Origin of the sequence: Streptomyces sp. NPDC005574 (assembly GCF_040605435.1) — a bacterium.
In the GTDB taxonomy this organism is placed as follows: Bacteria; Actinomycetota; Actinomycetes; order Streptomycetales; family Streptomycetaceae; genus Streptomyces.
The window spans coordinates 142,939-165,488 of sequence record NZ_JBEXCW010000009.1; the positions used below are offsets into that span (position 1 = coordinate 142,939).

A 22,550-nucleotide genomic window follows, 5' to 3' on the forward strand; every position below is an offset into this window, starting at 1 on the left:
TCCAAGTCGGTCGGTACGGTACGGGTCGAGTCAGTCGGTGTCGTCGTCGACCGGCTGTCCGAGGTGCCAGATCTCGGTGAGTTCCGTCCACTGGCGGGAGTCGCCCCGGTCGGGCCAGGGCTCCTGGCAGGGGTCGGTGAGTTGCCACCATCGCTGGGTCTCGGGGTCGGCTTCGAGGGTGGCCATGTCGGTCTCGAAGTCGTCGCCGTGGTACTCGAAGTAGGCGAACAGCGCGTCACCGTGGAGGTAGATGCTGTAGTTCCGGATGTTCGACCGGTGCAGGGCGGCTTCGACGCCGGGCCAGACGGCGGAGTGGAGTGTGAGGTACTCCTGCCGGTGTTCGGGCCGGAGTCTGATCGTCTGGGCGACGCGCTTCATTCCGTGTGCTCCTCCGTTCCCGGGGTGAGCTCTTCGTCCTGGCTCGTGAACGGGGTGCCGTAGCTGGGTGCGTTGGCGCGCAGCTGGAGGCGCAGGACGAGCCGGATGCGGGTGGACGCGGGGAGCCGTACCGTCAGAAAGGCGCTGTCACAGGGTCCTTCTCTTTCGGTGACGACCGGTTCGGTGTGGCCGTAGTCGTACATGTCGCCGATCCAGCCGTCGTCTTCGCAGATGGTGTGGCGGACTGCGGTGATGGTGTGTTCGGCGAAGGCGCCCGCCTGGACGATCACCGTGCGCCCGGCCTCGGGAGAGAGGTTCACCAGCTCGACGGTGGTCGCCTCGGGGTCGATGGAGGTGACCAGAGCGGCGACGTCCGGCGGCAGGCCGGCGCGGCGGGCGTCGGCGTCGTGGTAGCGGAGCCGGGCCTGTTGCAGGCCGCCTCCGTACAGCACCTGCGGGCCGCCCCAAGTGAGCTGGACGAGGGCCTCGGTGACGACGGGGTTGGACTGCTGCCAGACATGGATGTCGGCCTCGGGCACGTCCAGGTCGCGGTAGCGGTCGATGCGCCGCAGGCGATGGCGGACCTGCGCCTGGGCGGCCGCGAGGATGCGCTCGGGGTAGCCGGGGTCGTCGCCGGCGAGGAACGCGAACCACGCCTTCTCGTGCCCGGATTCCTCCTTGGCGCGGAACGGCCGGACGGTGCGCCAGTCGATGCCGTCTGCCTCACGCAGCCGCTCCAGACGGGATCGGTCGGTGTCGGAGGCCGTGTGGTGCCACAGCGCCACCGGCACCGGCGAGGTGACCGGGTTGTAGTCGAACCAGCCCAAGTCGTTGTGCCGGAAGGGAAGATGGAGCGTTGGCGTGTGGCTGTCCGGGCCGAGTTCGGCCACCCACTTGGAGGGGAGGCTGGAGTCCGCCTCGATGTGAGGCATCACCTTGCCACGGCCGATGAGGGTGTCGAGGGTGGTCGCGACCATGGACAGGTAGTCGTCGTCCCCGGTGACGGTGGCCGCCGCGAGTGCCGCGACACAGGCGGCGTGGCCGACGCTGTGCCAGCCGTGCGGCCAGGACCAGCCGTAGTGGCCGCCGTACCAGCGGCCCTCCATCAGACTGCCGACGACCCCGTCCGGTCCGGCGTTGTCCGGGATCAGACCGCCGTTCGCTTCGGTGCGCTCCCGCCATGCGTCGACGTACTCGACGATCCAGTCGTGGTACCGGTCCTCGCCGGACAGGATCCAGGCGTTGAGGACCAGTCCGGCCGCGGCGAGGTTGACTGCCGTGTCGCCGACGCCCATCCGGTCGCGCATCTGTGCGCCGAGGCGCGGGTCCTCGGACAGCGGGTAGGGTCCGTCGGCCGCCTCGGGGATCCACTCGAGCGGATAGCCGTACGTCTGCCCTTCCTTGAGCAGCCAGGGATAGACGTCACCGTCGAACAGGCCGGTGCGGCGAGGGTCGCTGCCGTTGTGCGGGCGGGTGATGATCCGGTGCGCGGGGTCGTAGTTGCCGTGGGCCGGGTCGACGTACAACTCGGCGAAGTGCAGGGCGCGTTCGGACCAGCGGTCCGGAGCGGCCATGCACAGGAAGTAGAGCAGCAGCAGGCTCTCGCCCTGGTGGAACCAGTCGTAGCCGCGCTCGAACTCGTCATGCAGCATGCCCAGTTCGGTGAGCTGGCGGGTCACGCCCTCCCAGTGCTGTTCGCTGGCGGACAGCAGGTCATCGGCTCCGCCGAGGAGGTAGAGCTGGGGCCAGTTGAAGAACACTTCGTAGAAGTCGTCGACGCCGTCACGGGTGGTCAGCCGCCCGGCGTAGTGCAGGCGTCCGTCCGGGCCGGTGAAATCCTGGTCGAAGCGGCGCCACGCGTGGTCGAGGAGGTCGAACAGGGCCCGCTGGGCCACCGCCCAGCCGGGTGGTTCGAGCAGAGGCACCTTCGCCTCGATCTCGGGTGATGGGGCCGGATCATCGGCCGGAGCGCGGTCGGCGGAGTGGGAGGACATGGGAGGGATCTCCGTTCGGGGCGGCGGCGGGATGGGCACCGCCTACTCCTTGGTGGCGCCGGCGAGCATTCCGCTGACCAGGAAGCGCTGGGCGAAGAGGAAGACAATCAGTACGGGCGTGATGGCCACGAGCGTCGCGAGCGCCAGCTGCGGGCGCTGGATCGCCAGGTCGCCGACGGTCGCGTTGAAGGACGGCACGTTGCTGAGCAGGGTGGCGACGCCCACCTGGATCGGCATCTGGCTGCTCTCGGGCAGCATCACGTACGGCAGGAAGTAGTTGGTCCAGTTGGCGACGAAGCTGAAGAAGCCGACGAGCGCGATGACCGGGGTCGCCAGCGGCAGCGCGATGTGCCGGAAGACGCCGAACTCGGAGCAGCCGTCGATCCGGGCGGCGGCGAGGAGGTCTTTGGGCACGGCGGTGGAGAAGTAGATGTACGTCAGATACACGCCGAACGGATAGAACGAGTACGGCAGGATGATCGACCACATCGTGCCGATCAGATGCACCGCGTTGATCTCCAGGAACAGGGGCACCACCAGCGTGGCGGTCGGCATGAGCATCACGACCAGCGTGGCGATCAGCATGGTGTGCCGGCCGCGGAACTCGGTCATCGCGAGGGCGTATCCCGCGGGGATGGTGACAGCGAGGGTGATGGCCAGCGAAATCAGCGCGTAGAGCGTTGAGTTGCCCAACCACTGCATGACGGCGTTGTCCTGGAACGCCGTGAGCGCGTGCCAGTTGGCCTTGAAGGCATGCCAGGAACCGAAGGACAGCGGGTTGTCGTGGACGAGTTGCTGGTCGGTCTTGGTGGCCGCGAGGAGAAGCCACACCACGGGCAGCACGAAGAACACCAGGAACACGGCGAGTACGCAGCCGGACAGCAGCCGAGGCACCAGACGACGCGGGGAACGAGGCCGCCGGGGGTTGGGGGCCTCGTCGTGAGTTCGGCTCATGGCGCGTGGTTCCCGTTCCGTGCGCGGTACGGAGGCGGCAGGGGTCTCAGTCGGCATCGAAGAACCCCGAGCGTGTGACGAAGAGGGCGGCGGCCGACACACTGACGACCAGGAGTTCCACCGAGATCGCGGCGGCGCCGTTGACGTTGTTCATCTGGAAGGCGAAGTCGTACGTCAGTTGATTGAGCGAGTAGTCGCGGCCGGCCACGCCCACGCTGGCGAGGGAGAGCAACTGCGGCTCGACGAAGAGCTGGGCGCCGCTTGCGAAGGCCAGGATCACCATGTAGACGATCCACTTGCGCAGCATGGGGATCTGCACGTGCCAGGCGGTCTGCCAGGCGCCCGCGCCGTCGATTCGGGCGGCTTCCATCACGTCGGTGGGGATGTTGTTGAGCGCGCCGTACATGACGACGATCCAGCCGCCCGCGCCGGTCCAGAACGCGATGATCGTGAACAGCAGGGGCAGATGACCGGGCGCGATCACTTCGCCGAAGGTGTCGAATCCCATCGTGGCGAGCAGCGAGCTGACCGGGCTGACGGTCGGGTCCAGGATGAAGAGCCACACCAGCACACTCGCCGCGCCGGCGAGCGCTCCGGGGATGTAGTAGAGGAAGCGCAGGGACTTGCTGACGGTGCCCGAGGAGAGACGGTGCAAGAGCAGGGCCAGGGCCACCACGAACACCACGAGGGAGACCAGCCAGAAGAGCAGGTACAGCGCGACATGCTCCACGGCGTCCATGAAGCGGAAGTCCTGCGCCGTGGTGACGAAGTTGGAGAACCCGGTGAACGCTCCGCCGGCGTTCGTGAAGGCGAAGTAGATGGCGTACCCGGTGGGCACGACGCCGAAGGCGATCAGCAGGAGTACGTACGCGGCGACGAAGGCGATGCCGGCCCGGCTCTGCCGGGCGGGACCGCGAGGCCGCCGGTGGGCAGAGCCCGACGAGGAGTGGGTGAGGGTCACTGGGAGACCTTGTATCCGTTGGACTTGGCGTACTTGACGATGGAGTCCTGCCAGGCGGGCAGCAGCGAGACGATGGACTTGCCCTGGGTGATACCGGGCTTGACGGTTGCGGCCCAGATCGCCTCCTGGCTGAACTGGCCCGAGCCCCAGTCGGGCCAGACCTGGGAGGACGCGGCCTTGAGCGCGCCCAGGTCGCCGGCGAAGTAGCCCGCGGCGTCCTGCCCCTTGAGCCATGCCTCGGCGGCCGGCGCATAGGCCGGAAAGCCTGGCGCCTTCTCGCCCTGGTAGGTGTTGTCGGTGGTGACCCACTTCAGGAAGCCGGTGGCAGCCTTGATGTGGGCGGAGTGCTGGGACAGCAGCCAGGTGCCGCCGCCGACGTTGCCGGTGGAGCGCGAGGTCTCTCCCTTCCACTGCGGGATGGGCGCCGCCGCGATCGTTTTGGCCGGGGTCTTGAAGGTGCCCTTGAATACCGCCCCGCCGTACCAGGCCGGGCCCGGCATCAGCAGCACCTTGGCGGCCTTGTTCTTGCCGAAGTCGGTGCTGAAGACCCCGCTGGTGGACATGGACTTGTTCTTGATCAGTACGTCCATGAGCCGAGCCATCTTCGTGCAGGCATCGCTGGAGGTGTTCACCGACACCGCTTTCGGCCCGGTGATGTGGTTGGCGCCGCACTTGCTGGCCCACAGGTAGATCTCGGGCGTGAAGGCGTCACCCGCGTCACCCACCAGATAGCCGGGGTGCTCCTCGGCCACCTTCTCGCCGAGCCGCTGGTACTCCTCCCACGTCGTGGGCACCGTGTAGCCGAACCTCTTCAGCAGCGGCGCGTTGTACCAGAGCACGGCCTGGGACAGGTCGTTGCGCAGGCAGTAGACGGTGCTCTTGACCGTGCAGACGTCGTTGGCGCCGCGGGCGAAGCCGGTGAGCCTCGCGGCGGAGATCAGCCCCTTGTTGAGCGGCGCCGCGAAGCCCGCGTCGACCGCCCAGGTCACCTCGTTGTTCTGTGAGCTGAAGACGACGTCCGGCCAGCCCTTCTTGGTGCGGTTGAAGAGCTGGACCTTGGTCTGGAGGTAGTTCGAGCCGTTGGCGTCGCCGTCGTAGGTGACGATGTCCATCTTCACGTTCGGGTGCTGCTGCTGGTACAGCTTCGCGGCCGCCACCCGGGTCGCGTCCACCCAGACCGTCAACGTGCCGTCCTTTTGCGGCACTTGGGCGAAGCCGTCCTTGGCGGTCGTTCCCGCACTGCCTCCGCCGCAGGCCGTCATGGTCAACACCAGCGTGGCGGCGCAGCCGGTCAGCAACGCCGCACGTTCTTTGCTGAGGGCTCTCTTCGGGCGGGGCGCGGGATTGTCGACGGTCATGAGTGACTCCACTGGGTTTACGGGGTGCCCCGAGTAGATCGGGGGCGCCGCTTGGAAGGGCCGACGACACGGCGGGCGGCTGTCCGCTGTCAGTGGGGACGAAATTAGCCGCCTTATCTGGGGACTCGTCAAGGTGTGTGCAGCGATCCTTCGTGGATCTGAGGAGATGTCATGAGAGTTATGCAGGCTTATGGCCCATGAAGGGCGCTTACCTCTCTACACTTCGGAATCTGCGTCGCATGCGTGGGACTTGATGAGTGCGACTCATTGAGGGCCTTAAGTTACGCTGCTGTCGCCTTACAGCAGCGAGTCGCGTTCGCCGCAGGCATCCGAGAGGGAGCGCAGATGAACGACGTGCCAGCGATCGAGACGGCAGTGCCGGCCCCGGCCCTTCCCACTGCACCCGCGGCGGAGAACGGCTCGGACGAGCGGCGCGGCTACCGTCCCGGGTACGAGATCGCGGCAGAACGGATCCTCGAGTACATCGCCGAGAAGGGGCTCGAGGTAGGTGCCCGGCTTCCCACGGAGATCGACCTGGCTCAGATGCTGGGGACCAGCAGGGCTGTGGTGCGCGAGGCCGTGAAGATCCTTTCGGCGCTGGGCCGTGTGCGGGCCCACAAGGGGCGGGGCCTGTTCGTCGAGGACGACGAAGGCATGCTCATCACCAGTCGCTGGGGCGGATTCTTCCGCCCCGTCGACCTCGACCACGTGCTGATGCTGTTCGAGTTCCGCAGGGTGCAGGAGATGTCCGCCAGCAGTCTGGCGGCCACCCGCGCCACCCCTTCGGAACTGCGCATCATCGAGGTGGCCGTGGAGCAGTGCCGCCACGGGTTCGTCCACCACCAGGTCGACGTGTTCAACCAGGCGGACGACGACTTCCACACGGCCGTGTCCGTCGCCTCGCACAACACCTTCCTCGTCAGCGCCGTGCGCGACGCGCGCCGTCTGCAGCGCCAGTCCAGCGCCATCGGAATCCACAACACCCTCGGAGAGAACACCGAGTTGGCGGTCGAGGAACACGAGGCGATCTACCGGGCCATCCGTGACGGCCGCCCAGAGGAGGCGGCGCAGGCCACCGCGGCACACCTAGACAGAACCCTGGAGGACTACCGCCGCGAGATCCAGCGACGCCTGTTCGGGTAGCGCCGCTCAGGGCTGCGACGCGGCGTGCGGGGCGGCGCCAGGTGCCGCGTCGCGCGCGAAAAATAGGTGTGAGCCGTGGTTCCGTCAATGTTTCCGACGGGTTTCCTCCCGGCGCGTTTCCCGTCGGCATGCAGACGGAAGCGCCTTTCTGTCACGGCCGTTGACTTCCGGCCGTGACCGCGCTTACGTTCGGCGCCGACCGCGTCCGACAAACCGATCGGTGTTCGAAATATCGGTCATTAGCAGTGCGGGAACCGCCGCTCCCCGCATCTGCGTACGGCACGCGTTCCGCGTCGAAGAACCGCCCCCACACGATGGCTTCCGACGAAGGACAGGTCGTGGACCTCACCAGACGACAGCTGGGCCGACTCGCCACGGTCGGCACCGGATCCCTCCTCCTGCCGGGCCTGATGCCGTCCAGCAGAGCGGCGGTGACACCCGCACCGCCCTTCGGGACGTGGGGCGATCAGGGCGACGGCACCTACGTCAACCCCATCCTCCCCGGCGACTTCAGCGACTGGGACTGCATTCGCGTCGGCGCCGACTACTACGGCATCACCAGCACGTTCGGGTATGCGCCCGGGGTGGCCGTCCTGCACTCGAAGGACCTGGTCAACTGGCGGACGCTCGGTGGCGCGGTCGATGAACTCACCGCCATCGGACCGGAGTTGAACTGGGACCGCATGAACCGCTACGGCCGCGGTGTGTGGGCCGGGGCCATCCGTCACCACGCGGGGCGGTACTGGCTGTACTTCAACACCCCCGATGAAGGCTTCTTCATGACGTCGGCCCCGTCGCCGACCGGCCCCTGGGAGCCGTTGACGGCCGTGTGGCGGACGTCCGGCTGGGACGACCCGTGCCCCTTCTGGGACGACGACGGACAGGGCTACCTGGTCACCACGCACTACTCGGACAGCTACAAGATCCACCTGTTCAAGCTGTCCGCGGACGGGAAGTCCCTCGTCGGCCCGTCCACCGTCATCCACCAGTCGCCGGGCAGCGAGGCCAACAAGCTGTACAAGATCAACGGTCTCTACTACCACCTCTACAGCGAGGTGAAGTCCGAGGGCCGGGTGCTCATGATGAACCGCGGCCCCAGCCTCTACGGCCCGTTCGAGACCCGTCAGTTGGAGCACGTCGACGCCTCGGTGGACCGCGAACCCAACCAAGGCGGCCTGGTGCAAGCCCCGGACGGCTCCTGGTACTTCGTGACGCATCACGGCCACGGTGACTGGGAGGGGCGTCCACTGTCCCTGCTGCCGGTGACCTGGGTGGACGGCTGGCCGATCCTCGGCGCGGTGGGCGCGGACGGTATCGGCACCATGGTGTGGACGGGGCAAGTGCCCGCCGGCGGCACACCGGGACTGCCCGTCGATGCGCTGCCCGCCGTGGTGACCAGCGACCTGTTCACCGGCCCCCGCCTCAAGCAGCAGTGGGAGTGGAACTACCAACCGCGCGCGGACTACTGGTCGTTGACCGAACGCCCCGGCTACCTGCGGTTGAAAGCGTTCGCACCGCTGAGGGCCGACAACCTGACCAAGGTCGGCAACACCCCTACCCAGCGGGCGCTCCGCACGACGGGCGGAGCGGCGGTGACCGTCCGCCTCGAACTGGCGGGCCTGGCCGACGGCCAGCACGCCGGACTGTGCCACTACGCGGCCACCTACGCCGGGCTGGGTGTCCGGCGCTCCGGAACCACCACCACACTCGCGCACAACGTCGGTGGCAGCCTGACCGATGGCCCAGTGATCGCCCAGAACTCCGTGTGGCTGCGCACCACGTGGGATGTGAACGGAGTCAGCCGCTTCTCCTACAGCCTCGACGGGGACACGTTCACCACGTTCGGTGGCACCTACCAACTCAGCTGGGGCGGTTACCGCGGTGACAGGATCGGCCTCTACACCTACAACCCGAACGGCACCGGCTACGTAGACATCGACTCGGTGCAGTACGCCATCGCCCCCACCAGGCCCTATACGTGCGTCAGCGTACGCAGCGGCAAGGTCGTCGACGTATCCGGCGCCACGAACGCCGACGGCGCCGCCGTGATCCAGTGGCCCGCCACCGGCGGATCGAACCAGCACTGGACCTTCCAGTCCACGGCGGACGGCTACCACACCATCACCTGCGTACTCAGCGGCAAGGTGCTCGACGTGGCGGGGTCGTCCCTGGCCGACGGTGCGCCGGTCGTGCAGGCGACGGCCGACGGCCGCACGAGCCAGCAGTGGCAGTTGACCCCGGGGGCCGGTGGCGCATTCGTCCTGGTCAACCGCAACAGCGGCAAGGTGCTCGACGTCAAGGGAGGCAGTACGGCCGACGGCGCCGCACTGATCCAGTACCGCGACGTCGGCAGTTCCAACCAGCGATGGACCTTCCAGCGCGTCACCGGCTAGGAGCCCTGTGGGCGAGGCCGGGGGAGTGTTGCCGGCCTCCGCGGCCTTCGCGAGTCGGCACAGCAACGACCAGTCAAGCAGTCTCTCGTCACGGAAAGGTGCAAGATGTCTTCCTCAGTCAGCAGACGGCGGCTTCTGCACATAGCCGGGGCCATCGCCGCGGCCTCCGTCACCGGTTCCACCCTCGGCAGTTCCACCGCCCGCGCCGCGGGCGCCTCCCCGCGGGCTGCCGTCGGGGTCCTGGCGCAGCCCTTCGAACTCGGCCAGGTCCAGCTCACCGCGAGCCGGTGGCTGGACAACCAGAACCGGACGCGGAACTACCTGCGGTTCGTCGATGTCGACCGGCTGCTGTACAACTTCCGCGCCAACCACAAGCTGTCCACCAACGGCGCTGCCGCCAACGCCGGTTGGGACGCACCGACGTTCCCGTTCCGCTCCCACGTCCAAGGACACTTCCTCACCGCGTGGGCCCAGTTGTACGCCGTGACCGGGGACACGATCTGCCGGGACAAGGCGACGTACATGGTGGGGGAGTTGGCGAAATGCCAGGCCAACAACAGTGTCGCCGGTTTCGGCGCCGGGTATCTCTCCGGCTACCCCGAGTCCGACTTCACCGCACTTGAGCAACGGACCCTGACCAACGGCAACGTGCCGTACTACACCCTCCACAAGACCCTTGCCGGCCTCCTCGACGTGTGGCGCCACATCGGCAGTACGCAAGCGCGGGACGTACTGCTCGCCCTGGCGGGATGGGTCGACCGGCGCACGAGCAGGCTGAGCGGTGCTCAGATGCAGGCCATGCTGGCGACCGAGTTCGGCGGCATGAACGCCGTACTGACCGACCTCCACCTGCGGACCGGTGACGCGCGCTGGCTCACCGTCGCCCAACGGTTCGACCACGCCGCGGTGTTCGACCCCCTCGCATCCAACCAGGACACACTCAGCGGACTGCACGCCAACACCCAGGTGCCCAAGTGGATCGGCGCTGCCCGGGAGTACCAGGCCACCGGCACCACCCGCTACCGGGACATCGCCACCAACGCCTGGAACACCTGCGTCGACGCGCACACCTATGCCATCGGCGGCAACAGCCAGGCGGAGCATTTCCGCGCTCCGGACGCCATCGCCGCCTACCTGACCAAGGACACCTGCGAAAGCTGCAACACCGTCAATATGCTCACGCTCACCCGCGAGTTGTTCACGCTGGACCCGAGCCGGGCCGCGCTGTTCGACTACTACGAGCGGGCGTGGCTGAACCAGATGATCGGCCAGCAGAACCCGGCCGACGACCACGGCCATGTCACCTACTTCACCCCGCTCAACCCCGGGGGCCGACGCGGTGTGGGCCCGGGGTTGGGCGGCGGTACCTGGAGCACCGACTACGGCACCTTCTGGTGCTGCCAGGGCACGGGCCTGGAGACGCACACCAGGCTGATGGACTCCATCTACTTCCACCGTGACAACACGCTGACCGTGAACCTGTTCGTGCCCTCGGTTCTCAACTGGGCGGAGCGCGGCATCACGGTCACCCAGACCACCGCGTACCCCGTCAGCGACACCACGACCCTGAAGGTCACCGGCAGCGTCGGCGGAACCTGGACGATGCGCATCCGCATCCCGAGCTGGACCACCGGCGCCACCATCAGCGTCAACGGCGTCGCGCAGACCGTCCCCACCACCCCCGGCAGCTACGCCACCCTGAGCCGCTCATGGACCTCCGGCGATACGGTCACCGTCCGCCTGCCCATGCGGATCGTCATGCGCGCGGCCAACGACAATCCGAACGTCGCGGCGGTCACCTACGGCCCGGTCGTCCTGTCCGGCGACTACGGCGACTCGGCGCTCAACGCCCTGCCCGCCCTGACCACGTCATCGATCAAGCGGACCAGCGGCGGTTCGCTCGCCTTCACCGCCACCGCCAACGGATCCACCGTCAACCTGGGCCCGTTCCACGACGCGCACGGCCACAACTACACCGTCTACTGGAACACCAGCTCCACCGTCCGGCTCGCCAACGCGGGCAGCGGTCTGGTGCTCGGCATCCAGAACATGTCCACGGCCGACGGCGGCCGCGCTCTGCAGTGGAACGACACGGGCACGGCCGACCACGACTGGGTCCTGGTCACGGACGGGAACGCGGTCCGCTTCCGCAACGCCCACAGCGGCAAGGTGCTCGGTGTCCTCGACATGTCCACGGCTGACGGCGCCACCGTCCTGCAGTGGTCGGACAACGGCACCGCCGACCACAAGTGGACGCTGCTCGACCAGGGAGACGGGACCTACAAGATCCGTAACGAGCACAGCGGCAAGTTGCTCGCCATCGCGAGCAACTCCACGGCCGTGGGCGCGTTCGCGGTACAAGCCCCGGACGACGGCACTGCCGACAACCGCTGGCGCATCGTGAGGAGCTAGCCCCCGCCCTTTCCTCTTGTACGAGGCAGGAGACACGCATGTCCGTGGTTCTCTCCCGGCTGGCGGCGATTCTCGTCGCCGTCGGTCTGATCTTCACCTCCCTCACCCTCGGTAATACCGGGCGGGCCGCCGCCGCCGAACCGGGCTACCTGATGGTGCACTTCACCGGCGACTCCGCGACCGGTCAGACGCTGTATCTCGCGCACAGCACGGACGGCCTGCACTGGAACGACCTCAACGGTGGAGCGCCGGTTCTGCGCTCCACCATAGGCACGCGAGGGGTACGCGACCCCGCGCTGATCCGCTCTCCCGACGGAAGCCGGTACTGGATCGTCGCGACCGACTTGTGTATCCGCTGCGGCTCCACGTACGAAAAGGGCAGCCCCAGCCTCGTCGTATGGGAGTCGACCAACCTGGTCACCTGGTCGCAGCCGCGGCTGCTCAACGTCGCAGGGGCGATCCCCGACGGGCGCAACGCCTGGGCCCCTGAGGCGATCTGGAACCCCGAGACCAACGACTACGTGCTGTACTGGGCCACGAACGCGACCTTGAACGGCGTCCTCAAGTACCGCATCTACTCCGCCCGCACCAGTGACTTCCGCACCATCACCACCCCGCAGGTCTACATCGACCCTCCCGGCGCCACGCCGGTCGTCGACACCCAGATGACCGAGGTGCCGGCCGGTGTCGGTAAGTACCGCTACGTGCGGGTCTCCGGAGACGGCCGGAACACGGTCGAGGGCAGCAACTCGATCCTGGGAACGTGGACCAACCTCGGTGACCTCTCCAGCCTCGGCCTCACCGGGAATGTGGTCGAAGGCCCGGTCTGGATGAAGTTCAAGGACCGCGACGAGTGGGCCCTCTACATCGACTACAACGCTCCGAACGGTGTACGCGAATACCGGCCGATCCTGACGACCAACCCGTTCGACGTCAGCTCCTACCGGCTTCAGGAACCGACGAGTTACGACATGGGCGGCACCCCGAAGCGCCACGGCGCGATCATGTCGCTCACGGCCGCCGAGGAGAGCCGCGTGCTCGCCCGCTGGCCCAGCACCCCGGCCGAGCGGCTCCAGTCGTACAACTTCCCGGACCGGTACGTACGCCACACCAACTTCGACGTGCGCATCGACCCCGATGTCAGCCCCGCCGACGACGCCCAGTTCCGGCTCAGGCCCGGCCTGGCGGGCTCCGGCACCGTCTCCTTCGAGTCGGTGAACTACCCGGGCTACTTCCTGCGGCACGCCGACTACGACTTCCAGCTCGCCCACGAAGACGGCACCAGCCAGTTCGCCGCGGATGCCACCTTCCGGAAGATCGCCGGTCTCGCCGACCCGTCCTGGTCGTCGTTCCAGTCGTACAACCACCCCGACCGGTACCTCCGGCACTACGCCTACCAGCTGCGCCTCGACCCGATCAGCACCGCGACGGGCCGCAGTGATGCCACCTTCCGCGTGACGAACTGACCCGCGGTCGCAGGCGGCAGGGGCGTCCCGTCCCGGCGCGCCTGCCTCAAGTCCATTGCCTGACAGCCCAGTTCACCCCACCCCACATCTGGTGAAGGAGTAACTCATGGTCAAGCCACGGCTGTTCCGCCGTGCAACACGCGCCCTCCTCGCGGCGGTCGCCACCGCTGTGCTTAGCGGCGGCCTGCTCACCGCCACGACGACCATCGCACAGGCCGCAGCCCAAGGGCCGTGCGACATCTACGCCGCGGGCGCCACCCCCTGCGTCGCCGCGCACAGCACCACGCGCGCCCTGTACGGGAACTACAACGGCCCGCTCTACCAAGTCAAGCGCGCCTCCGACAGCGCGACCAAGGACATCGGCCTGCTGAGCGCCGGCGGATACGCCGACGCCGCCGCGCAGGACTCCTTCTGCGCGAACACCAGCTGCGTCATCACGGTCATCTACGACCAGTCCGGCAAGGGCAACAATCTCACCCAGGCGCTCAAGGGCCACTGGCCCGGGCCGGCCGAGGGCGGGAACGACAACCTGGCCAACGCGTTCGAGGCGCCGGTCACCGTCGGCGGGCACAAGGCGTACGGCGTCTACGTGGCCCCCGGCACCGGCTACCGCAACAACAACACCCACGGCATCGCCACCGGCGACCAGCCCGAGGGCATGTACGCCATCTTCGACGGCACGCACTTCAACGGCGGCTGCTGCTTCGACTACGGCAACGCCGAGACGACCGGCAACGACGATGGCAACGGCACGATGGAGGCCCTCTACTTCGGCAACAGCACGGGCTGGGGTTACGGCAGCGGCAACGGTCCCTGGGTCATGGCGGACATGGAGAACGGCCTGTTCTCCGGGGTGAATACGCGCTTCAACGACATTCCCTCCGTCAGCCACCGCTTCCTGACGGCCACGCTCAAGGGCGGCCACAACCAGTGGGCCACCCGCGGTGGCAACGCCCAGTCGGGCGGCCTCTCCACCTACTACAGCGGCGTACGTCCCAACGCTTCCGGCTACAACCCGATGAAGAAGCAAGGCGCGATCATCCTCGGCATCGGCGGCGACAACAGCGTCACCGGCCAAGGCACCTTCTATGAAGGCGTCATGACCTCGGGCTACCCCTCGGACGCCACCGAGAACGCCGTCCAGGCCAACATCACCGCCGCCGGTTACAGCAGCGCCACGACCGGCACCGGCACCCTCACCCCCGGCTCGCGGGTCTCCCTCAAGGCCACCACCGCACCCTGCTGCACCTCGCAGTACCTCCACCGCAACGCCGCCGACAGCACAGTCGGCATCTCCGACGTCAACTCCTCAAGCCCCACCGCCGACAAGGCCGACGCCACCTGGGTCGTCCGGACCGGACTGGCCAACACCTCCTGCCTGTCCTTCGAGTCGGTCGGCAAGCCCGGCCAGTTCCTGCGTCACTCCAACTACCGGCTCCGCGTGAACGTCGACGACGGCGGGAGCTCGTTCGCGAAGGACGCGACCTTCTGCCCCACCGCGGGCAACAGCGGGACCGGCCAGTCCTTCAAGTCGGTCAACTATCCGACGAAATTCATCCGCCACTACAACTACGCGGCCTACATCGCTTCCAACGGCGGCTCCAACACCTGGGACTCCACGACCTCGTGGGCCCAGGACACCACCTGGCTCACCGCAGCGCCCCTGTCCTGACGAGCTGATCTGACGACCTTGGAGCCATGAGATGACCGCATCGTCCCTCCCGTCGCGCCGGCTGTTCCTCGGCATGGCGGCGACAGTGCCCCTGTCCCTGGCCGGAGCTCTGACCATCGGCGGCGAGTCGGCGAGGGCCGCGGCCGGCTCCCCGTTCGTCATGGGCTACTTCACCGAGTCCCCGAGAGGACTCGGCACGAGCTACGGCCTGCACCTGGCAGTCAGCACCGACGGACTGCAGTGGATGCCGCTCAACCAGAACAAGCCCGTCGTCACCCCGACCGGCGGTGACGGCGGGCTGCGCGACCCCTTCATCCTGCCCAAGCGGGACGGCACGTTCGTCGTCCTCGCGACCGACCTGAAGGGCACCGACTGGACGAAGAAGAGCCAGGTCATCCACGTATGGGACTCTGCGGATCTGCGGTCCTTCGACAACTACCGGCTGCTGAAGCTGCATGAGATGGACACGCACAGCTGGGCTCCCGAGGCGTTCTGGGACGCGTCGCGCGGCCAGTTCGCGATCATCTACTCGGCCGTCAACAGCAGCGGCCACAACGTGATCATGGTGAACTACACCACCGACTTCCACACGGTGACGCCGCCGCAGGTCTTCTTCGACCCGGGCTACGACGTGATCGACGGCTCCCTGGCCATGAACGTGGGCGGCGTCAACTACCTCTACTTCAAGGCCCGTAACCGACTCGTGGGCGCGAGGTCCACCTCCCTCGAACCCGCCAGCTTCACCGTTTTCACCTCGGGCCTCGCACCGCAAGGCGGCATCGAGGCCCCGATCCTCGCCCAGGCCGCCGGCAACTGGTACCTGTGGGGCGACGCCAACGCGACGTTCTACGCGTGGCAGACAAGTGATCTGTCCACCGGCACCTGGGCCGCCACCGACCGACGCGTCTACACCCAGCCGCTGAACTCCAAGCACGCCACGATCCAGCCGATCTCCCCGGCGGTGTACGACGGCCTGGTCGCCCAGTGGGGCAAGCCCGCCTGGAACCGGCTGAAGTCCTACAACTACCCGGACCGGTTCTGGCGGCACGCCGACTACGTCGGCCGCATCGACCCGTACCCCTTCGACCCGTACACCGACTCGCAGTGGAAGCTGGTGCCGGGCCTGGCAGACGCCTCCGGCGTCTCCTTCCAGTCCGTCAACTACCCCACCCGCTACCTGCGGCACATCGACTACCTGCTCCGGCTGGACGTCAACGACGGCACCTCGCGCTTCGCCCAGGACGCCACCTTCCAGGAGACCGCCGGGCTCGCCGACTCGGCCTGGGCGTCGTTCCGCTCCCACAGTCACCCGGACCGCTACATCCGGCACTACGACTACGCGCTGCGCATCGACCCGATCTCCACCGCCGTCGGGCGGGCCGACGCCACCTTCGCCATCGGGTACTGAGACGACCGCCGCCCAGCCGCGCCGCACCGAACATCAACCACTCGAACATGGAGTACACACATGTCCTCAGGGAGACTGTCCCGTCGCACCCTGCTGGGTGCCGCGGGCGCCGCCGTCGCGGCGACCGCGCTGCCGACGATGCCCGCGTTCGCGCCCCTTGTGGCGCAGGCCGCCGCCGCAGACCCGCAGACCAACCTGGAGAAGCTGGCGAACATGCGCTTCGGCATGTTCAACCACTTCAGCCTCGGCACCTTCACCAACGAGGAGTGGGCGGCGCCGAACCAGAGCCCCGCCAAGTTCGCTCCCCCTACCGTGGACTGCGCCCAGTGGGCTACCGCAGCCGCGGCGGCGAAGATGAGTTACGGCCTTCTGACCACCAAGCACCACGACGGGTTCGCCCTATGGCCGAGCGCCCACGGCACCCAGAACGTCGCGAACAGCGGCTACCAGCACGACGTGGTGAAGGCGTACTCCGACGCCTTCCGGGCCAAGGGGCTGAAGGTCGGTTTCTACTACTCGATATGGGATCGCACCTACGGCGTCGAGGCGTGGGAGAGCCGGCACAAGGTGACCGGTCTTGAGATCACCGATGCCATCCAGCCCGCGGACATGACCTTCATCCTCGGCCAGATCACCGAACTGCTCACCAACTACGGAACCATCGACCTGTTCGTCACCGACGGCTACGCCTGGCAGATGGGCCAGCAGGCCGTCTCGTACCAGCGCATCCGCGAGCACGTGAAGTCCCTTCAGCCGGACATCGTCATGATCGACCACGGGGGGATCGCCGAGCCTTTCCTCGGCGACGCGATCTACTTCGAGGAGCCGGGCGGCATCACCGCGCCCGCCGGGAACACCTATGCCTCCACCCAGGGCCAGACGATCAGCAGAGGCTGGTTCTGGCATCCGTCGACGGCGACCGACGACCCGATGAGCAAGGCCGCGATCCTGTCCCACCTGGCGGACCTGGAACCGAAGTACACCTCATTCATCCTCAACTGCCCGCCCAACCGGGAAGGCAAGCTGGACACCAACATCGTCAACCGGCTCGCCGAGGTCGGGGCCGCCTGGAGCCCCGACACCTCCAGGCCCCCGCTGCCGAGGCAGATGCCGCGCGCAGAGCACCCGGTGACGCCGGTCAGTGCCTACGCGACGGGGTTCCGGGACGGCGAGGGGCCGCTCCACGCCATCGACGGGCTGAGCGACAGGAACTACGAGACCTGCTGGTCGACTTGGGGACTTTCACCGGCCCTGCCGCACGCGATCACGATCGACCTCGGCGGGGTGTGGAGCAACGTCTCCACCCTGGAGTACCTGCCCAAGCAGTGGGACCGCTCGAACACCACCGACGGCGACATCACCTCGTACACCATCTCCACCAGCACCGACGGCAAGGAGTTCACCCAGGTCGCCACCGGCACCTGGGCCGGCGACCGCGCCACCAAGGTGGCCGAATGGCCCGCCCGGAACACCGGCTTCGTGCGGATCAAGGTGAACGCGGCCACCGGTGGCTACGTCAACGTGGGCGGCGTGCGGATCGGCGGCCGGACGGCCAAGCCTGCACGGGTGTCCGGCACGTTGCCCGGCGACGGCACCGTCTACCGGCTCGTCGCCCGGCACAGCGGCAAGGTCGCCGACGTGAAGGGCGCGGCCACCGCGAACAACACTCCCGTCCTTCAGTGGCCATGGCGCGACAAGACCAACCAGAAGTGGACCTTCGCCGGTACGGGCGACGGCTACTACGAGCTCAAGGGTGTAGGCAGCGGCAAGCTGATGGAGATCTCGGGTCTCTCCCGCGCCGACGGTGGCGGCGTCGGCATCTGGTCCGACGGCGACGCCCCCCAGCAGCACTGGGCGGTCACGCCCACCGAGGACGGTTGCTACTTCCTCGTCAACCGCTACAGCGGGCTCTGCCTGGCCGTCGACGAAGGCAGCACCGTCGACGGAGCCGTCATCGAGCAACAGCCGTACGCGTCACTGGCGAGCCAGCAGTGGCGGATCATCGCCCTGTGACCTTCCCATCCCGATGGTGGGCGCGCCTTGAGTGCCGTCCACCATCGGGGGCCCGGCGCTCCGATCTCCTCGTCGACATCTTGACCCGCTCCCGCTCACCGGGTGCGGGAGGCGAGCTCGGGGAAGGCGTCCTCCCACACGGTGCGCACGGTGCGGCCGGCGAGGGTGCGCAGTACGGGCCACAGCTCGAGGAGTAGATCCCGGTTGAGGTAGCGGGGCAGGTCGTCGTGCAGGCCCTCGTGCAGGACGGTGCGGTACAGGCCCATGCTCTGGCGAGGTTTGTCCAGGTCGTACGAGGTCATCCCGGACCATGCCAGGTGCAGCGGCAGCTCCACGACGCCGTGGGCCGGTCCGTGTAGCTCGTCCAGCGACTCCGGTAGACGGCGCCGGAACTTCTCCCGGTACAGCGCGAGGTCCTCGGCGTCTGCGCCCGAGAGGTTCCTCGGCCGGGGTCCGGTGTGCTGCGGGTGGGAGGCCATGCCTCCACTATGGCGGCCGCAGAGGGCCAGAGGCTTGTGGCTCCGTCCATGGAGCCAATGTCACTGTCTGTTGTCCATCGCGGATGCAGCAACGGACACCGGCGAGACGCGTGGCGCGGAACGGGGCGGCGACGAAGGTGCTGGTACAGGGCCCGTGTCGTCGGCTGATTCTCCCCAGCGCCTTCAGGAGGACAAAAGTGCTGGTCAGGGGCTCAACGGAGGCAGGTAGACGAGATCACCCGCATCTCTTCTCCCCAGGGACTCCCCAGAGCCGATTCTGGCCCGATCCGTGACCGGTGCGAGAGCAAAGGCCGCACAAGAACTGAGCTCGGCGACAGGGGCTCAGAGCCAGTCCCGCCGCTTGAAAATCACGTACAAACTGACGCAAACGACCCCCATCAGGCCGATCGCAAAGGGGTATCCGAAGCTCCAGCCCAACTCAGGCATGTCCTCGAAGTTCATGCCGTAAATAGTTCCAACCAGCGTCGGAGCAAAGAGAATCGCCGCCCAAGCCGAGATCTTCTTGATCTCCTCGTTCTGTTCGAACCCCGCCTCCGCCAACGCCCGCATCTCCGCGTTCTGTTGCTGGGTGACGAGGGTCGCGTTCACCGTGAGGATGTCCTGCAGGGCCTGGCGGAAGCCGTCGACGCGTTCGCTGGTGTGGGTCACGTGGTCGGCGACGTCGCGGAGGTAGCGCTGGAGTTCCTCGTCGGTGCGGTACTTCGCGAAGCCGGCCATGAGACCGTGCAGCATGCCGACGAGGGGACGGGTGGCGCGCTGGAACTCGACCATCTCGCGGGAGAGTTCGTAGATGCGGCGGGAGACCTCGGGGTCGCCGCGGAACACCTCGGTCTCGATCTCGTCGATGTCGTTCTGGACGCCGGCCACGACCGGCGCGTAGCCGTCGACCACCGCGTCGAGGATCGCGTACAGCACCGCTTCCGGGCCCAGGTTCAGCAGTTCCGGCGTCTCCTCCATGCGGCGGCGGACGGTCGAGAGGTCGGGGGCCGCGCCGTGCCGGACCGTGATGACGAAGTCCGGTCCGACGAACACGTGCAGTTCGCCGAAGTCGACCTCCTCCGGGGCGTCCAGGTAGCGGGCCGCGCGCAGGACGACGAAGAGGGTCTCGCCGTAGCGCTCCAGTTTCGGCCGCTGGTGTGCCTCCATCGCGTCCTCGACCGCGAGCGGGTGCAGGTCGAACTCCGCTGCCAGCGTGAGCAGTTCGCTCTCGGTGGGGCGGGCCAGACCGATCCAGGCCATGCCGGAGGGCTGCTCGCGCAGCTCGCGGAAGGTGTCGGCGAGGCCGGCGGGGGAGGAGACGCGTACGCCGTCCCGGTAGAGGGCCGCCTGCACGATGCTGGGCGGTTCCGGCTCCGGCGCGGGCACCCCGGTGCCGGCCGGCGGCCGCTCGTGGGGCGGCGCGGGCGGCGGGGCGAGGGCGCGGCGCCAGGCGGACTTCACGGGGTTCTTCGCGGTCGGTCGGGCGCGTCGCTCGGGCATCGCGGCTGCCTCTCGGTCCGGGCGCTTCGGTCGGTCGCCGCGGGGACGCGGGTGGTGCGGCACGCACCGCACCGGAGGGGCCCCGCCGCGCCGGGCGGCCGTACGCGCCGGGCCCCGCTCACCCGCTGGTCAGGCACCGCGGCCCGCTCCGGGCTGTGCGGCGGGACGGTCTGGCCACCCTGGGCGTGATCACGGGCAGGATATACGGGATGAACGGGATCGGAGCGGTCGGCCGGTTCCGGATTCGGCCGGAGTCGCGGACAGAGGGTGTCCGCAAGCGACACTAGCGTGCGGGACATGACGAAGACGCCCGTGACCGCTCCGCTGCTCGACGCCCGCGCGCTGAACCGCGCGACCCTGGACCGCCAGCTGCTGCTGCGCCGCTCGTCGCTGTCCGCCCGGGACGCCGTGGAGCACCTCCTCGGCCTCCAGGCGCAGAACGTCAAGCCGCCCTACTACGCGCTCGCCGCCCGGCTGGACGGCTTCACCCCGCAGGAGCTGTCGGGTTTGATGGAGCGCCGGGACGTCGTCCGGATCGTCACCATGCGCTCGACCATCCACACCCACACCGCCGACGACTGCCTCACCCTGCGCCCGCTCGTGCAGGCCGCGCGGGACCGGGAGCTCGGCGGCTTCCGCAAGGGTCTCGAGGGAGTCGACCTCGACCGGCTCGCCGTACGCGCCCGGCATCTCGTCGAGGACGGGCCGCGCACCATGAAGGAGTTGCGCGAGGCGCTGCTCACCGAGTGGCCGGACGCCGACCCGCAGGCCCTGGCCGTCGCCGCCCGCTGCCGGCTGCCCCTCGTGCAGGTCACCCCGCGCGGGCTGTGGGGCCGCAGCGGGCAGGTCGCCCTCACCACCGCCGAACACTGGCTCGGCCGCCCCGCGCGGGCCGTCCCGGAGCCCGGGCCCACCGTGCTGCGCTACCTCGCCGCCTTCGGTCCGGCGTCCGTCAAGGACATGCAGACCTGGGCCGGCCTGACCCGGCTGCGGGACGCCTTCGAACGCCTCCGCCCCCGGCTGCTCACCTTCCGCGACGAGCGGGGCGTGGAGCTCTTCGACCTGCCGGACGCGCCCCGCCCCGACCCCGCCACCCCGGCCCCGCCCCGCTTCCTGCCCGAGTTCGACAACCTGCTGCTCTCGCACGCCGACCGCACCAGGGTCGTGCCGCCCGCCCACCGGGGCCGTTCCTGGCAGGGCAACCAGGCGTACAGCACCCTGCTGGTCGACGGCTTCCTCGCCGGCGTGTGGCGGCTGGAGGAGACCGCCCTCGTCGTCGAGCCGTTCGGCACGCTCGGCCGGGCCCGGCGCGAGGAGGTCGCGGCGGAGGGGGAGCGGATGCTGAGGGTGATGCACCCCGGGGAGTCGTACGACATCCGCTTCGGGACGGTCGTACGACGCTGACGGCGGACGGACCGGCGAGGCGCGGAGCGGGGACGTGGACAGGGGGCGTTGCGGGCCGCTCGTGGTGGCTCGCAACGCCCCCTGGTTCATACCTGAGGAGTACTCAGGAAATCTTCTGGGGCTAGGAGTTGACCTGCGTGGTCACCAGGCTGGAGAAGGTGGTCAGCCGGGTGTAGACACCCGGGTAGCCGGCCTCCGCGCAACCCTCGCCCCAAGAAGTGATCCCTGCCAGGACGCCCCCGATGAGCAGGGGACCGCCGCTGTCGCCCTGGCAGGTGTCTACGCCACCGGATGAGTATCCGGCGCACACCATGTCGCTCGCGACGAAGTCGGAGCCGTAGGAACTGCCGCAGCTGGAGTCGGACACGATCGGCACGGTCGCGGTCCGCAGCTGGTTGGAGGAGTTGCCGCTCTCCGAGGTGGTGCCCCAGCCGATGATGCGGGCGGTGGTGCCCGCCGCGTACACGCCGGTCTGGGAGGAGGAGACGTAGGACGCCGTGGTGTACGGCATCGACGTCGACAGGGTCAGCACGGCCACGTCGTCGCCGTTGGTGGCGTCCGTGTAGCCGGGGTTGACCCAGATCCTGCTGACCCGGGAGACGGTGCCGTTCGTGCCGTTCAGGTAGGTGCGCCCGCCCACGACGCGGACGCTGCCGGTGGTCTCGCCGACCATGCAGTGGGCGGCCGTGACCACCTTGGTCGCCGACACCAGGGTGCCGCCGCAGAACTGGTTCTGCGAGGCGTCGGTGATCTGCATCATGAACGGGTACGTCGTCGTGGTGGTCGTCGAACCGCCCACGATGGGCTGGGGGGCCGCCACGGCGGTGGGGGCGCCGAGCAGTGCGGTCGCGGCGGCGGCAGCGGTCGCGGCGACGACGGCCGCGGTCCTTCTTGCGCGAGTGGGCCCGAACATGAGTCTCCTCAGTGGGGGTAGCCGGTGGGGGGACGCGCGGGTGGGACCGGGAGTCGCGGGAACGACCCCCGTATGCCCGGGCGAGCGGCATGCCCTTACGCT

16 protein-coding genes are annotated in these 22,550 nt (G+C 68.4%); 8 read left to right on the plus strand and 8 right to left on the minus strand.

Going from position 1 to position 22,550, the window contains the following annotated elements; translation table 11 throughout:
- Positions 1–30: 30 nt before the first annotated feature.
- The 5 genes from ABZT03_RS09625 to ABZT03_RS09645 are packed head-to-tail and all read right to left on the minus strand — an operon-like array spanning position 31 to position 5,645.
- Positions 31–378 (minus strand): L-rhamnose mutarotase, encoded by a 348-nt coding sequence (locus ABZT03_RS09625; protein ID WP_356035902.1) that lies wholly within the window; start codon positions 376–378, stop codon positions 31–33.
- A complete protein-coding gene (locus ABZT03_RS09630) occupies positions 375–2,372 on the minus strand; it encodes a hypothetical protein (protein WP_356035904.1) in 1,998 nt (665 codons plus the stop codon). Before ABZT03_RS09630 ends, ABZT03_RS09625 begins: the two co-directional genes overlap by 4 nt.
- A gap of 42 nt (positions 2,373–2,414) precedes the next feature.
- Positions 2,415–3,326 (minus strand): carbohydrate ABC transporter permease, encoded by a 912-nt coding sequence (locus tag ABZT03_RS09635; protein WP_356035907.1) that lies wholly within the window; start codon positions 3,324–3,326, stop codon positions 2,415–2,417.
- Positions 3,327–3,372: 46 nt separating this feature from the next.
- The gene (locus tag ABZT03_RS09640) at positions 3,373–4,287 is read right to left on the minus strand and encodes a sugar ABC transporter permease (protein ID WP_356035910.1); all 915 of its coding nucleotides are present in this window, start codon (positions 4,285–4,287) and stop codon (positions 3,373–3,375) included.
- Positions 4,284–5,645, minus strand: a complete 1,362-nt coding sequence (locus ABZT03_RS09645; RefSeq protein WP_356035912.1) for an ABC transporter substrate-binding protein — start codon at positions 5,643–5,645, stop codon at positions 4,284–4,286. Before ABZT03_RS09645 ends, ABZT03_RS09640 begins: the two co-directional genes overlap by 4 nt.
- 345 nt (positions 5,646–5,990) lie before the next feature.
- Here ABZT03_RS09645 and ABZT03_RS09650 point away from each other — a divergent pair, with 345 nt between their 5' ends.
- The 7 genes from ABZT03_RS09650 to ABZT03_RS09680 all read left to right on the plus strand — a co-directional run bounded on the left by ABZT03_RS09650 (position 5,991) and on the right by ABZT03_RS09680 (position 18,152).
- The gene (locus tag ABZT03_RS09650; protein ID WP_356035915.1) at positions 5,991–6,788 is read left to right on the plus strand and encodes an FCD domain-containing protein; all 798 of its coding nucleotides are present in this window, start codon (positions 5,991–5,993) and stop codon (positions 6,786–6,788) included.
- Positions 6,789–7,102: 314 nt separating this feature from the next.
- Positions 7,103–9,181: a family 43 glycosylhydrolase gene (locus tag ABZT03_RS09655; RefSeq protein ID WP_356035917.1), complete on the plus strand. Its 2,079-nt coding sequence runs from the start codon at positions 7,103–7,105 to the stop codon at positions 9,179–9,181.
- Positions 9,182–9,286: 105 nt separating this feature from the next.
- Complete coding sequence (locus ABZT03_RS09660) at positions 9,287–11,593, plus strand: beta-L-arabinofuranosidase domain-containing protein (protein ID WP_356035920.1); 2,307 nt, start codon at positions 9,287–9,289, stop codon at positions 11,591–11,593.
- A gap of 38 nt (positions 11,594–11,631) precedes the next feature.
- Complete coding sequence (locus ABZT03_RS09665) at positions 11,632–13,059, plus strand: glycoside hydrolase family 43 protein (protein ID WP_356035923.1); 1,428 nt, start codon at positions 11,632–11,634, stop codon at positions 13,057–13,059.
- A gap of 106 nt (positions 13,060–13,165) precedes the next feature.
- Complete coding sequence (locus ABZT03_RS09670; protein WP_356035926.1) at positions 13,166–14,731, plus strand: alpha-L-arabinofuranosidase B; 1,566 nt, start codon at positions 13,166–13,168, stop codon at positions 14,729–14,731.
- Positions 14,732–14,762: 31 nt separating this feature from the next.
- Positions 14,763–16,139 (plus strand): glycoside hydrolase family 43 protein, encoded by a 1,377-nt coding sequence (locus tag ABZT03_RS09675; RefSeq protein WP_356035928.1) that lies wholly within the window; start codon positions 14,763–14,765, stop codon positions 16,137–16,139.
- A 60-nt stretch (positions 16,140–16,199) separates the two neighbouring features.
- Entirely contained in the window at positions 16,200–18,152 is a 1,953-nt protein-coding gene (locus tag ABZT03_RS09680; RefSeq protein WP_356035931.1) for an alpha-L-fucosidase, read from the plus strand.
- A 95-nt stretch (positions 18,153–18,247) separates the two neighbouring features.
- Here the strand turns inward: ABZT03_RS09680 and ABZT03_RS09685 are convergent, their stop codons facing one another.
- Both ABZT03_RS09685 and ABZT03_RS09690 read right to left on the minus strand, forming a co-directional pair.
- Positions 18,248–18,631, minus strand: coding sequence for a hypothetical protein (locus ABZT03_RS09685; protein WP_356035934.1), 384 nt, complete (start codon positions 18,629–18,631; stop codon positions 18,248–18,250).
- Positions 18,632–18,973: 342 nt separating this feature from the next.
- Entirely contained in the window at positions 18,974–20,131 is a 1,158-nt protein-coding gene (locus ABZT03_RS09690; RefSeq protein WP_356035937.1) for a magnesium and cobalt transport protein CorA, read from the minus strand.
- A gap of 297 nt (positions 20,132–20,428) precedes the next feature.
- On the opposite strand from ABZT03_RS09690, the gene ABZT03_RS09695 reads away from it, so the two are divergent.
- Complete coding sequence (locus ABZT03_RS09695) at positions 20,429–21,535, plus strand: winged helix DNA-binding domain-containing protein (protein WP_356035940.1); 1,107 nt, start codon at positions 20,429–20,431, stop codon at positions 21,533–21,535.
- Between the two features lie 121 nt (positions 21,536–21,656).
- Here the strand turns inward: ABZT03_RS09695 and ABZT03_RS09700 are convergent, their stop codons facing one another.
- Entirely contained in the window at positions 21,657–22,448 is a 792-nt protein-coding gene (locus ABZT03_RS09700) for a serine protease (RefSeq protein WP_356035943.1), read from the minus strand.
- Between the last annotated feature and the right edge of the window lie 102 nt (positions 22,449–22,550).